This window comes from Streptomyces sp. NBC_00354, assembly GCF_036106915.1.
Classification (GTDB): domain Bacteria; phylum Actinomycetota; class Actinomycetes; order Streptomycetales; family Streptomycetaceae; genus Streptomyces.
This window is the reverse complement of sequence record NZ_CP107983.1, coordinates 2,631,556-2,644,131: the sequence shown is the minus strand read 5'-3', so window position 1 is coordinate 2,644,131 and position 12,576 is coordinate 2,631,556. Positions and strand designations below refer to the sequence as shown.

Annotated in this window: 13 protein-coding genes; 12 read left to right on the top strand and 1 reads right to left on the bottom strand. The window is 70.7% G+C overall.

Annotation, left to right across the window (positions count from 1 at the left end; genetic code table 11):
• Positions 1-117 precede the first annotated feature (117 nt).
• Both ffh and ftsH read left to right on the top strand, forming a co-directional pair.
• Entirely contained in the window at positions 118-1,686 is a 1,569-nt protein-coding gene (ffh, locus tag OHT74_RS11495; protein WP_328620201.1) for a signal recognition particle protein, read from the top strand.
• 139 nt (positions 1,687-1,825) lie between these two features.
• Complete coding sequence (ftsH, locus tag OHT74_RS11490) at positions 1,826-3,745, top strand: ATP-dependent zinc metalloprotease FtsH (protein ID WP_328620200.1); 1,920 nt, start codon at positions 1,826-1,828, stop codon at positions 3,743-3,745.
• A 31-nt stretch (positions 3,746-3,776) separates the two neighbouring features.
• Here the strand turns inward: ftsH and OHT74_RS11485 are convergent, their stop codons facing one another.
• Positions 3,777-4,454 (bottom strand): class I SAM-dependent methyltransferase, encoded by a 678-nt coding sequence (locus OHT74_RS11485; protein ID WP_266663313.1) that lies wholly within the window; start codon positions 4,452-4,454, stop codon positions 3,777-3,779.
• 142 nt (positions 4,455-4,596) lie between these two features.
• Here OHT74_RS11485 and proS point away from each other — a divergent pair, with 142 nt between their 5' ends.
• The 10 genes from proS to lepB (OHT74_RS11435) all read left to right on the top strand — a co-directional run bounded on the left by proS (position 4,597) and on the right by lepB (OHT74_RS11435) (position 12,561).
• Positions 4,597-6,009 (top strand): proline--tRNA ligase, encoded by a 1,413-nt coding sequence (gene proS / locus OHT74_RS11480; RefSeq protein WP_030298457.1) that lies wholly within the window; start codon positions 4,597-4,599, stop codon positions 6,007-6,009.
• A gap of 217 nt (positions 6,010-6,226) precedes the next feature.
• Positions 6,227-6,826, top strand: coding sequence for a hypothetical protein (locus OHT74_RS11475; protein ID WP_266663311.1), 600 nt, complete (start codon positions 6,227-6,229; stop codon positions 6,824-6,826).
• A 279-nt stretch (positions 6,827-7,105) separates the two neighbouring features.
• Positions 7,106-7,546, top strand: coding sequence for a 30S ribosomal protein S16 (rpsP, locus tag OHT74_RS11470; RefSeq protein ID WP_030298453.1), 441 nt, complete (start codon positions 7,106-7,108; stop codon positions 7,544-7,546).
• Between the two features lie 2 nt (positions 7,547-7,548).
• Positions 7,549-7,788 carry an RNA-binding protein gene (locus OHT74_RS11465; RefSeq protein WP_030011889.1) on the top strand — a complete coding sequence of 80 codons (240 nt, stop codon included), beginning with the start codon at positions 7,549-7,551 and terminating at the stop codon, positions 7,786-7,788.
• 94 nt (positions 7,789-7,882) lie between these two features.
• On the top strand, positions 7,883-8,440 hold the full coding sequence (gene rimM, locus OHT74_RS11460; RefSeq protein ID WP_266663308.1) for a ribosome maturation factor RimM: 558 nt from the start codon (positions 7,883-7,885) through the stop codon (positions 8,438-8,440).
• Positions 8,440-9,261, top strand: a complete 822-nt coding sequence (gene trmD / locus OHT74_RS11455) for a tRNA (guanosine(37)-N1)-methyltransferase TrmD (RefSeq protein ID WP_266636353.1) — start codon at positions 8,440-8,442, stop codon at positions 9,259-9,261. Before rimM ends, trmD begins: the two co-directional genes overlap by 1 nt.
• Before the next feature lie 133 nt (positions 9,262-9,394).
• Positions 9,395-9,745, top strand: coding sequence for a 50S ribosomal protein L19 (gene rplS / locus OHT74_RS11450; protein ID WP_008737520.1), 351 nt, complete (start codon positions 9,395-9,397; stop codon positions 9,743-9,745).
• Positions 9,746-9,789: 44 nt separating this feature from the next.
• On the top strand, positions 9,790-10,551 hold the full coding sequence (lepB, locus tag OHT74_RS11445; RefSeq protein ID WP_266663305.1) for a signal peptidase I: 762 nt from the start codon (positions 9,790-9,792) through the stop codon (positions 10,549-10,551).
• A gap of 301 nt (positions 10,552-10,852) precedes the next feature.
• On the top strand, positions 10,853-11,554 hold the full coding sequence (lepB, locus tag OHT74_RS11440) for a signal peptidase I (RefSeq protein ID WP_443047354.1): 702 nt from the start codon (positions 10,853-10,855) through the stop codon (positions 11,552-11,554).
• A gap of 104 nt (positions 11,555-11,658) precedes the next feature.
• Entirely contained in the window at positions 11,659-12,561 is a 903-nt protein-coding gene (gene lepB, locus OHT74_RS11435) for a signal peptidase I (protein WP_266663303.1), read from the top strand.
• Positions 12,562-12,576 lie beyond the last annotated feature (15 nt).

The following is a 12,576-nucleotide window of genomic DNA, read 5'->3' as shown; positions in this document are numbered from 1 at the left end:
GCAGGGGTGGACGGGGCGGCGGGCCGTACCGGGGAACGGGCGGGTCCCCGGACAGGGGAAGGGCCCGATACCCTGGGGGGCGACCACACGCCCCCGACCCGAGGAATCGCGACCACCGTGTTCGATACGCTTTCCGACCGCCTCAGCGCGACCTTCAAGTCCCTCCGGGGCAAGGGCCGCCTCTCCGAGCAGGACATCGACGCTGCGGCGCGGGAAATCCGTATCGCCCTCCTCGAGGCCGACGTCGCCCTCCCCGTCGTCCGCTCCTTCATCGCGAACGTCAAGGAGCGCGCCCGCGGCGAAGAGGTCTCCAAGGCCCTGAACCCGGGCCAGCAGGTCCTCAAGATCGTCAACGACGAGCTCGTCTCGATCCTCGGCGGCGAGACCCGGCGCCTGCGCTTCGCCAAGACCGCGCCCACCGTGATCATGCTCGCCGGTCTCCAGGGTGCCGGTAAGACCACCCTCGCCGGAAAGCTCGGCCTCTGGCTCAAGGGCCAGGGCCACTCCCCGCTGCTCGTCGCCTGCGACCTCCAGCGCCCCAACGCCGTCAACCAGCTCAGCGTCGTCGCCGAGCGCGCCGGTGTCGCGGTCTACGCGCCCGCCCCCGGCAACGGCATCGGCGACCCGGTGCAGGTGGCCAAGGACTCCATCGATTACGCCCGCACCAAGCAGTACGACATCGTCATCGTCGACACCGCCGGCCGCCTCGGCATCGACTCGGAGCTGATGCAGCAGGCCGCGGACATCCGCGACGCCGTCAGCCCCGACGAGATCCTCTTCGTCGTCGACGCCATGATCGGCCAGGACGCGGTGAACACCGCCGAGGCCTTCCGCGACGGTGTCGGCTTCGACGGCGTCGTGCTCTCCAAGCTCGACGGCGACGCCCGGGGCGGTGCCGCGCTCTCCATCGCGCACGTCACCGGCAAGCAGATCATGTTCGCCTCGAACGGCGAGAAGCTCGACGAGTTCGACGCGTTCCACCCCGACCGCATGGCGGGCCGGATCCTCGACATGGGTGACATGCTCACCCTCATCGAGCAGGCCGAGAAGACCTTCAGCCAGGCCGAGGCCGAGAAGATGGCGGCCAAGCTGGCGAAGGGGCCGAAGGAGTTCACGCTCGACGACTTCCTGGCCCAGATGGAGCAGGTCCGGAAGATGGGCTCCATCTCCAAGCTCCTCGGCATGCTCCCCGGCATGGGCCAGATCAAGGACCAGATCAACAACATCGACGAGCGCGACGTCGACCGCACCGCCGCGATCATCAAGTCCATGACCCCGGCCGAGCGCCACGACCCGCACATCATCAACGGCTCGCGCCGTGCCCGTATCGCCAAGGGCTCCGGTGTCGAGGTCAGCGCCGTCAAGAACCTCGTCGAGCGCTTCTTCGAGGCCCGCAAGATGATGTCCCGCATGGCCCAGGGCGGCGGGATGCCCGGCATGCCCGGCATCCCGGGCATGGGCGGCGGCCCCGGCCGGCAGAAGAAGCAGATCAAGCAGGCCAAGGGCAAGCGCAAGAGCGGCAACCCGATGAAGCGCAAGGAAGAGGAGGCGGCGGCAGCTGCCCGGCGCGAGCAGGGCCCGCAGACCGCCCCGCCCGCCACCGGCAGCCCGTTCGGCCTTCCCGCCGCGGGCCAGCCCGGCCAGGACTTCGACCTCCCGGACGAGTTCAAGAAGTTCATGAAGTAATCCGTGCGGTAAGCGCAGTCGCATCGGGAAGGGCCCCGGCCGGATCATCCGGCCGGGGCCCTTCCGCGTACGTTCTGCGGGCGCAATGGTGCGTTATATCCCTTATCGTCGGCCACGAGGACGGCAGTAAGGAGGCCACGTGCCCAGCCCCACCCCCGTACCGCCTCGCGAGCGCGCCGACACGCCCTGGCGCTCCGAGGGCGCGCCGCCCGCACCGCCGCCCAAGCGGAAGATGCCCGGGGGCTGGCGCGGGCTGATCCTCGCCGCCCTGATCGTCTTCCTGCTCACCAACGTGGTCCTGTCGTTCTTCAACGAGGGCGACGAGCCGACCGTCTCGTACACGGAGTTCAGCAGGCAGGTCGCCGACGGCAACGTCTCGAAGATCTACTCCAAGGGCGACGCCATCCAGGGCGAGCTGAAGAACAAGAAGCCGCTGCCCGACGGCGGCAAGGGCGACTACACGAAGTTCGTCACCCAGCGCCCGGCCTTCGCCGACGACCAGCTGTGGGCGAACCTCACCAAGCACAACGTCGTCGTCACGGCCTCCCCGGTCGTCGTGCAGCGCAGCTTCCTGGCCAATCTGCTGATCTCGCTGGCACCGATGCTGCTTCTGGTCCTCCTGTGGGTGTTCATCGCCCGCCGCATGGGCTCGGCCATGGGCGGCGTCGGCGGGCTGGGCCGCAAGCAGCCGCCCAAGCCCGTGGAGCTGGAGGGCGGCAGGCGTACGACGTTCGCCGACGTGGCCGGCATCGACGAGGTCAAGGGCGAGCTCAACGACGTCGTGGACTTCCTCAAGAACCCGCAGCAGTACCGGGCCCTGGGCGCCCGGATGCCCGGCGGGGTCCTGCTGGCCGGACCGCCCGGCACGGGCAAGACCCTGCTGGCGCGGGCGGTGGCGGGCGAGGCCGGGGTGCCGTTCTTCTCCGCCTCCGCCTCCGAGTTCATCGAGATGATCGTCGGCGTGGGCGCCTCCCGGGTCCGCGAACTCTTCTCCGAGGCGCGCAAGGTGGCCCCCTCGATCGTCTTCATCGACGAGATCGACACCATCGGCCGGGCCCGCGGCGGCGGCGCCGCCATGGGCGGGCACGACGAGCGCGAACAGACCCTGAACCAGATCCTGACCGAGATGGACGGGTTCTCCGGCTCGGAGGGCGTGGTCGTCATCGCCGCCACCAACCGGCCCGACGTGCTCGATCCGGCGCTCACCCGGCCCGGCCGCTTCGACCGCACGGTGTCGGTCTCCCCGCCCGACCGGGCCGGCCGCGAGGCCATCCTGCGGATCCACACCCGGGACATCCCGCTCGCCGCCGACGTGGACCTCGACCAGGTGGCCCGCACCACCCCCGGTATGACGGGCGCGGACCTCGCCAACCTGGCCAACGAAGCCGCCCTGCTCGCAGTGAAGCGCAAGCAGGGCCAGGTCACCCAGGCGGACTTCATGGACGCCCTCGAGAAGGTCCAGCTGGGCGCGGCGCGTGCGCTGGTCATGCCCGAGGAGGAGCGCCGCCGTACGGCCTACCACGAGAGCGGCCACGCCCTGCTGGGCATGCTCCAGCCGGGCGCCGACCCCGTCCGCAAGATCACGATCGTGCCGCGCGGCCGGGCGCTCGGCGTCACCCTCTCGACCCCCGACGCGGACCGCTACTCCTACACGGAGGACTACCTCCGCGGCCGCATCATCGGCGCGCTGGGCGGCATGGCGGCCGAGCACGTCGTGTTCGACGTCATCACCACGGGCGCGGAGAACGACCTGGAACAGGTCACCAACCTCGCCCGCGGCATGGTCGGCCGCTGGGGCATGAGCGAGCGCATCGGCCGCCTCACCGCGATCCCGGCGGACGCGCAGAGCCCGTACGGGCTCGTGGCGGCCCCCGCCACCCTGGACGCGGTGGACCACGAGATGCGGCGGATCGTCGACGAGTGCTACGTGGAGGCCTGCCGGCTGCTGCGCGAACACCGTCCGAAACTCGACGCCCTGACCGAGGCCCTGCTGGCGAACGAGACCCTCGACGAGCCGGCCGCCTACGCGGCCGCGGGCATCCCCCGCCTGTCGAAGTAGCGGCGCAGGCCCTCCGTGCCCGCGGCTGCCGCTACGGCACGCGGGCGATCACGTAGCGGAAGATGTTCGGCAGCCAGACGGTGCCGTCCGCCCGCTCGTACGGGTGAAGGGCCTCCGTGAGCTCCTTCTCGACCTGCGCCGGATCCGAGGAGGACTCGTACAGCCCCGCCGACAGCAGCCCCCGTACCGCGCTGTCCACGTCCGCGTACCCGAAGGGGCAGAACACCCGGCCCGATCCGTCGGGCGAGAGCCCGGCCCGCGCCACCGCCGCGTCCAGATCCTGCGGCGCGGGTCCGCCGCCCAGGACCGCGGGCACCGTGCACCGCTCCGCCGGGCCCCAGTCGGCCAGCACCACCGCCCCGCCCCGCCGGACCGCCGGCAGGGCCGCCGCCAGAGCCGCCTCGGACGGCGAGAAAGCCAGCAGCACGTCGTGCGGCCGCGCGGCGGCCGGCGGGGCCGGGACCACCTCCAGCAGCCGTTCACGCGCCAGTTCCCGCCGCGCCGGATCCGCCTCCACCCCCGTGGTGACGGCTCCCCGCCCCGCGGCCAGCAGCAGGGCCAGACCGGACCCGCAGTCCAGGCCGAGCAGCCGGTCGCCCGGCCCGACCTCCAGCCGGTCGTAGACCGCCTCGTACAGCGGTACCAGCATCCGTTCCTGGATCTCCGCCCAGTCCCGGGCGACGAGCGTCGCCGTCGGCGTCGGTGTCATCGAAAGAGCGCTCCTGATTCCTTGTCGCCCCCTTGCCCCCGTTGCCAGAGAACTCCCCATTCGCCCCCGCGTCCAGAGGAGTGCGCCACCCGATTCACGCTCGATTCACGCTGGGCGCGTCTGGCGCCGTACCATTCGCGCCATGGCAAAGGCACCCGTTCTCACCCCCCAGGCGGAGGATTTCCCCCGCTGGTACCAGGATCTGATCAACAAGGCCGAGCTGGCCGACAACGGTCCGGTACGCGGCACCATGGTCATCCGGCCGTACGGCTACGGCCTGTGGGAGCGGATGCAGCAGGAGATGGACGCGCGCATCAAGGACGCGGGCGCCCAGAACGCGTACTTCCCGCTGTTCATCCCGCAGTCGTACCTGACGCGCGAGGCCGAGCACGTCGAGGGCTTCGCCCCCGAGCTCGCCGTCGTCACGCACGGCGGCGGCAAGGAGCTGGACGAGCCGGTCGTGGTCCGGCCCACCTCCGAGACGATCATCAACGACTACTTCTCCAAGTGGGTCCAGAGCTACCGCGACCTGCCCCTGCTGATCAACCAGTGGGCCAACGTCGTCCGCTGGGAGATGCGCCCGCGCGTGTTCCTCCGTACGAGTGAGTTCCTCTGGCAGGAGGGCCACACCGCCCACGCCACGTACGAGGACGCCCGCGACTACGCCGCCCGCATCCACACGGACGTGTACGGCGACTTCATGACGAACGTGCTCGGCATCGACGTCGTGCTCGGCCGCAAGACCGCCAAGGAGCGCTTCGCCGGCGCCATCAACACCCTCACCCTCGAGGGCATGATGGGCGACGGCAAGGCGCTGCAGCTGGGCACGAGCCACGAGCTCGGCACCAACTTCGCCAAGGCCTTCAACACGCAGTACCTGTCGAAGGAAGGCAAGCAGGAGCTGGTCTGGCAGACCTCGTGGGGCGTCTCGACCCGCATGGTCGGCGGTCTGATCATGTCCCACGGCGACGACAACGGGCTGCGTGTCCCGCCGCGCCTCGCGCACGTCCAGGTCGTCGTCATGGCGATCAAGGGCGACGAGGCCGTCGCGAAGGTCCGCGAGCTCGGTGCGCAGCTGAAGGCCGCCGGCCTCCGCGTCCAGGTAGACGACCGCGTCGACACCCCCTTCGGCCGCCGCGCCGTGGACTGGGAGCTCAAGGGCGTACCGGTCCGCATCGAGATCGGCCCCCGCGACCTGGAGGCCGGCACCGCGATGCTGGCCCGCCGGATCCCGGGCGGCAAGGAGCCCGTGCAGATCGACGCGCTCGCCGACCTGCTGCCCAAGGTGCTCGACGAGGACCAGGCGCAGCTGCTGCGCGAGTCCCGCGAGCGCCGCCTGGCCCGTACCTCCGACGTCTCCACCATCGAGGAGGCCGCCGAGGCCGCCGTCGCCGGCGGCTGGGCGCGGATCCCGTGGGCCGACCTCGGCCCCGAGGGTGAGGCCAAGCTGGGCGAGCAGGCCGTGTCCGTACGCTGCCTGATCGCCGAGGACGGGTCGGTTCCGGAGGCGGACGACGCCCCCGGTACGCTCGCCATCGTCGCGCGCTCGTACTGACCGCCCCTGACTGACCACCGACCCGCCCCGGCGCACGGCACGAGCCGCGCGCCGGGGCGGGTTCGTGTCGGTCTGGTCGTCGTTACGTACCGACTCCTCCTGGGATCGGCGCACCCGTCCTCGTCGGGACGCATGAGACTGAACTGACTGGTACGTGCAAAAAATTTGGAATGGCCCGGAATCGGAACACCGGGGCACTCCGGCTCGTTGTCACGACGTGAGCACGACACCACCTGTTCTCGCCGCAGAGCTGGCGCAGGCGTGGGCCGACATTCAGCGGTACCACTCCGAGCTGCCTGACCTTGCCGCGCCCGAGTCCCTGATCGGAGAGTCCTCGTCCGCCTGCGGCGCCGAGCTCTCCTTCGAGCGACTGCTGCACGAGGCAGTCCACGGCATCGCCGCCGCCCGCGGAGTGCGCGACACCTCGCGGGCAGGCCGCTACCACAACCGCAGATTCCTCGCGATCGCCGAGGAAATGGGGCTGGACCACTCCGACGAGCCGCATGCCAGCAGCGGTTTCTCGCTGGTCTCGCTCAATCCCGAGGCGAAGAAGCGCTACCGCCCCACCATCGAGCGGCTGCAGCGCGCCCTGAAGGCCCACACGGCTGCGACGGCCGCCGACACCAAGCGCAGCTTCCGCGGGCCGGCCGCCCGGCACGGCTCCTCGGGTGGCGGTGTCCGCGTCAAGGCGGTCTGCGACTGCGGGCGCAATGTGCGCGTGGTCCCCTCCGTGCTGGCCCAGGCGCCGATCGTGTGCGGCGGCTGCATGAAGCCGTTCCGCATCCCCGAGGTCGCCCTCTCGGCCGCCGCCTCCTGAGCCGGTGGCCCCGGGGCCGTACGGGGGTGATGGGCGGGCGGGATGCCTCCGCAGGCCTCTGCAGGGCGGGGGCGGCCCGGTGGTGCGCGGCCGCGTGCCTCTGATCGCCGCTCCCCGCAAGAAGCGCCGCAGGCATGTGGCACAATGGCTAGCTGTACTCGACAGTCGCATAGGACCCCTCTCTCCTCCGGCTGACGCGTCCATCGGGCACCCGAGTACCGCAACCCCACGTGGCATCTCATGTGCCCAACCACGTCAAGTTCAGGAGACACCACTCCAGTGGCAGTCAAGATCAAGCTCAAGCGCCTCGGCAAGATTCGCCAGCCGCACTACCGCATCGTCGTCGCCGACTCGCGCACCCGCCGCGATGGTCGTGCGATCGAGGAGATCGGTCTGTACCACCCGACGTACAACCCGTCGCGCATCGAGGTCAACGCCGAGCGTGCGCAGTACTGGCTGTCGGTCGGCGCCCAGCCCACCGAGGCTGTGCTCGCCATCCTGAAGCTGACCGGTGACTGGCAGGCGCACAAGGGCCTCCCGGCCCCCGCGCCGCTGCTGCAGCCGGAGACGAAGGAGAGCAAGCGTCGCTCCTTCGACGAGTTCGCCAAGGCCCTCGAGGGCATCGGCGAGACCAAGGGCGAGGCCATCACGCAGAAGGCGAAGAAGGCCGACAAGAAGGCGGACGAGGCTGAGGCCGCCGCCGAGTCGACCGAGGCCTGAGCATGCTCGAGGAGGCTCTTGAGCACCTCGTAAAGGGCATTGTGGACAACCCCGACGAAGTGCAGGTCGCCTCGCGCAACCTGCGTCGCGGGCAGGTGCTCGAGGTCCGGGTTCACCCGGACGACCTCGGGAAGGTGATCGGCCGCAACGGCCGCACCGCGCGTGCCCTGCGTACCGTCGTGGGCGCCATCGGCGGCCGGGGGATCCGCGTCGACCTCGTCGACGTGGACCAGGTCCGCTGAGACTTGGTTCATTGAGAACGTGAATCACCGGCACGGGCCGGGGAGGGCATTCGTGCCCACCCCGGCCCGTCGTCGTCTGAACAGGAGAGAGACAGTGGAGCTGGTTGTCGCGCGGATCGGCCGCGCCCACGGCATCAAGGGTGAGGTCAGCGTCGAGGTGCGCACGGACGAGCCCGAACTGCGGCTCAGCCCCGGCGCCGTGCTCCGGACCGAGCCGGCCTCGGCGGGTCCGCTGACCATCGAGACGGGCCGCGTGCACAGCGGGAGGCTGATGCTCCGCTTCGCCGGTGTCAAGGACCGCACCGGCGCCGAGGCGCTGCGCAACATCCTGCTGATCGCCGACGTCGACCCGGCGGAGCTCCCCGAGGAAGAAGACGAGTACTACGACCACCAGCTGATGGACCTGGACGTCGTGCTCGAGGACGGCACCGAGATCGGCCGGATCACCGAGATCTCCCACCTGCCCTCGCAGGACCTCTTCATCGTCGAGCGCCCCGACGGCACCGAGGTGATGATCCCCTTCGTCGGGGAGATCGTCGCCGAGATCGACCTGGAGGAGCAGCGCTGCGTCATCACGCCCCCGCCCGGGCTGATCGACGACCGCGCCGAGATCGTTTCCACGCGGGATGCCGAGCCCGAGGGCGACGCCTGATGCGTCTCGACGTCGTCACGATCTTCCCCGAGTACCTGGAGCCGCTGAACGTCTCCCTCGTCGGCAAGGCGAGGGCCCGCGGACAGCTCGACGTACACGTCCACGACCTGCGGGACTGGACGTACGACCGGCACAACACGGTCGACGACACCCCGTACGGCGGCGGTCCCGGCATGGTCATGAAGACAGAGCCGTGGGGCGAGGCCCTCGACGAGGCGCTGGCCGACGGATACGAGTCCGGTGCGCGCGGGCCGGTCATGGTCGTTCCCACGCCCAGCGGCCGCCCGTTCACCCAGGAACTGGCCGTCGAGCTCTCCGAGCGGCCCTGGCTGATCTTCACGCCGGCCCGGTACGAGGGCATCGACCGCCGGGTCATGGACGAGTACGCCACGCGGATGCCGGTCTACGAGGTCTCCATCGGCGACTACGTGCTGGCGGGCGGCGAGGCAGCCGTCCTGGTGGTCACCGAGGCCGTGGCCCGGCTGCTGCCCGGAGTGCTCGGCAACGCGGAATCGCACCGCGACGACTCCTTCGCGCCGGGCGAGATGGAGAACCTGCTGGAGGGGCCGGTCTACACGAAGCCCCCGCAGTGGCGCGGCCGGGGCATCCCCGACGTGCTGCTCAGCGGCCACCACGGGAAGATCGCCCGCTGGCGCCGGGACGAGGCCTTCCGCAGGACCGCGCAGAACCGCCCCGACCTGATCGAGCGATGCGAGGCCTCAGCCTTCGACAAGAAGGACCGCGAGACGCTGAGCATCCTCGGCTGGCGCCCGGACGCCGACGGCCGGTTTTGGCGTAGGCCGCAGGTCGTGGAAGAATAGGCGGCTGCTGTGTGCTCGCGTACGCCCCTGCCACAGGGGGACAGTCGTCCGCAGAGTGACCCGGCTCCCGAATTCTCTCCGGAAATCCGCACCGGCGGCCTGTGGCGTCGTGCGAAGAAAGCAGACGAAGAACATGTCTCACCTGCTCGATGGCGTCAACGCCGCCTCGATCCGCTCCGACGTCCCGGCCTTCCGCCCGGGTGACACGATCAACGTGCACGTCCGCGTCATCGAGGGCAACCGCTCCCGTATCCAGCAGTTCAAGGGTGTTGTCATCCGTCGCCAGGGCTCTGGCGTCTCCGAGACCTTCACCGTTCGCAAGGTCTCCTTCAGCGTCGGCGTGGAGCGCACCTTCCCGGTGAACTCCCCGATCTTCGAGAAGATCGAGCTCGTCACCCGCGGTGACGTGCGTCGCGCCAAGCTGTACTTCCTCCGTGAGCTCCGCGGCAAGGCCGCGAAGATCAAGGAGAAGCGCGACCGCTGATCTCCTCTCCGGGTTCCGGGGGCGGCCGGATAGGCTCGCCACCGATGGACACCGAAGCAGAGCTCACACAGCGCGGCCACTCCTTCCCCGAAACGGGGGAGGGGCGGCCGCGTTTTGCGTTGTGGGGGCGCCGTGCGCGTCCCGGGTGGCGCGCGTTCCTGACCTGGCGGCGGGCCGGGGTGCTCGGCGTGCTCTGTACGACCTTCCTGCTGCTGATCAGCAATTTCGTCGTACAGCCCTTCCTGATCCCGAGCCGGTCGATGGAGCCGACGCTCCAGGTCGGGGACCGGGTGCTGGTGAACAAGCTGGCGTACCGTTTCGGCGACCAGCCGAAGCGCGGGGACGTGGTGGTGTTCGACGGCACGGGATCCTTCGTACCGGAGCGCGCCGAGGGCAACCCGATCGGCGAGGCCCTGCACGGCGCGGCCTCCGCGCTCGGGATCGGCGAGCCGTCCGACACCGACTTCGTGAAGCGGGTGGTGGGCGTCGGCGGGGACGACGTGGTGTGCTGCGACGCGGGCGGGCGGATCAAGGTGAACGGCGTCCCACTGCAGGAGCCGTACCTGTATCCCGGCGACACGCCCTCGAAGGTGCCCTTCCGTATCGTCGTACCCGTTGGGACCCTTTGGGTCATGGGTGATCATCGTTCCCAGTCCCGGGACTCCCGGGACCACCTGGGGGAGCCGGGCGGGGGGATGGTGCCGGTGGAGAAGGTGATCGGGCGGGCCGACTGGATCGGCTGGCCGGTCTCGCGCTGGGGATCGACGCCCACGGTGGCACCGTCCTCCGGGGGCGGTCATGGGTAGCCGGGGGCGCCCCAGAGGCGGCCGGGTCCCCGAGCCGGAGCCGGATCCGGAGCCCGAGCCGAGGCGCGCGCCCCGGCCCCCGCGCCCGCCCCAATTCTGGCGTGCGCCCGAGACTCCGGGCGGCCCCGAGCCCCGGCGGGAGCCCGAGCCCGCCGCGGTCCCCGAGCGGCCGGTGCGGGAGCCCGGGTCGCGGCGAGGGACAAAGGCGCGACCCGTCGCGGCGGAGGGCGGCGGCCGGGCCGAGCGGCGCCGGCTGGCGCGCCGGGTCAAGCGGCGCAGGCGTACCCGCCGGGTGGGCGAGGTGCCGTTGCTGATCATCGTGGCGCTGTGCATAGCGCTCGTCCTCAAGACCTTCCTCGTGCAGGCCTTCTTCATCCCGTCCGGGTCCATGGAGCAGACGATCCGGATCGGCGACCGGGTGCTGGTCGACAAGCTGACCCCGTGGTTCGGCTCCAAGATCGAGCGCGGCGACGTCGTCGTGTTCAAGGATCCCGGCGGCTGGCTCAAGGGCGAGGCCGCGCGCCCGGCACCCGACCCGGTCGGCGTCAAGCAGATCAAGGAGACGCTGACCTTCATCGGCCTGCTGCCCTCCGCCGACGAACAGGACCTGATCAAGCGGGTCATCGCCGTCGGCGGCGACACCGTCATGTGCTGCGACGCCAAGGGCCGCGTCACCGTCAACGGCGCGCCGCTCGATGAGCCGTACGTGAGCCCCGGCAACGCCCCGTCCGAAATCAGGTTCGAGGTGCAGGTGGCCCCGGGGCGGCTCTTCGTCATGGGCGACCACCGGGCGAACTCGGCCGACTCCCGCTTCCACCTCGACGAGGCCTTCGACGGCACCATCGACGAGGAGGGCGTCGTGGGGCAGGCCGTCGTCATCGCCTGGCCGTTCGACCACTGGCGCAAGCTCGAACAGCCCGCAACCTTCCGTACGGTGCCCGATCCGGCACCGAGCGGGCGACGCGGCCGCCGTGGGCGCCGTCGTCGGCCGCCGTTCGCATAGTGTGTCCTCGGTCTCCCGCGCCTTAGGGAACTCCCGCTCGTTAAGGGAGGGGAGGGCCCGTGCCCGATCCGGCGCGGGCGGCGACTTGCGAGTGAGGAGTGGATGTGGGGGATGTGGCAGTAGGCGCGCGATCCGGACGCGACGAAGGCGAGGAGCGGCCGGACGAAGCCGAGCGCGAGGCCGAGGACGGTGGTGCCGAGGCGCGTCCGCACCGTTCGTTCTGGAAGGAGCTCCCGCTCCTCATCGGCATCGCCCTGCTGCTGGCCCTGCTGATCAAGACCTTCCTGGTGCAGGCGTTCTCGATCCCGTCCGACTCGATGCAGAACACCCTGCAGCGCGGCGACCGGGTGCTCGTCGACAAGCTGACCCCGTGGTTCGGCTCCGAGCCCGAGCGCGGTGAGGTCGTGGTCTTCCACGACCCCGCGAGCTGGCTGGCCGGGGAGCCCACCCCGGAGCCCAACTTCATGCAGACGGTCCTCAGCAAGATCGGCCTGATGCCGGACGCGGCCGAGAAGGACCTGATCAAGCGGACCATCGCCATCGGCGGTGACACGGTCGAGTGCAAGAAGGGGGGACCGGTCGTCGTCAACGGCAAGGCGCTGGACGAGCCGTACATCTACCCCGGCAACACCCCGTGCGACGACGCTCCGTTCGGCCCGCTCACCGTGCCCAAGGGCAAGATCTGGGTGATGGGCGACCACCGGCAGAACTCGCAGGACTCCCGCTACCACATGCAGGATTCCACCGAGGGCTTCGTGCCGGTCGAGAAGGTCGTCGGGCGGGCCGTGGTGGTGGCGTGGCCGATCACCCGCTGGTCGACGCTGCCCATCCCGGACACGTTCGACCAGCCGGGCATCGGGAACCAGGCCAAGGCGACCGCGCTGGGTCTCGGGGCCGCCGGTCTGGCGCCGGTCGGGCTCGGTCCGGCCGCGCTGGGCCTCGTCGGCGCGGTTCCGGTCGTGATGTGGCGCCGGCGGAGGCTGACCAGCGGGACTACCGGCAGGTAGGGTGCCGCCCAGGTC

Bases quoted from the DNA above. Each gene is read 5' to 3' on its own strand.
- OHT74_RS11485 (WP_266663313.1), bottom strand. From the start codon at position 4,454: ATGACACCGACGCCGACGGCGACGCTCGTCGCCCGGGACTGGGCGGAG.
- proS (WP_030298457.1), top strand. From the start codon at position 4,597: ATGGCAAAGGCACCCGTTCTCACCCCCCAGGCGGAGGATTTCCCCCGC.
- OHT74_RS11465 (WP_030011889.1), top strand. From the start codon at position 7,549: ATGCTCGAGGAGGCTCTTGAGCACCTCGTAAAGGGCATTGTGGACAAC.
- trmD (WP_266636353.1), top strand. From the start codon at position 8,440: ATGCGTCTCGACGTCGTCACGATCTTCCCCGAGTACCTGGAGCCGCTG.
- rplS (WP_008737520.1), top strand. From the start codon at position 9,395: ATGTCTCACCTGCTCGATGGCGTCAACGCCGCCTCGATCCGCTCCGAC.
- lepB (WP_266663305.1), top strand. From the start codon at position 9,790: ATGGACACCGAAGCAGAGCTCACACAGCGCGGCCACTCCTTCCCCGAA.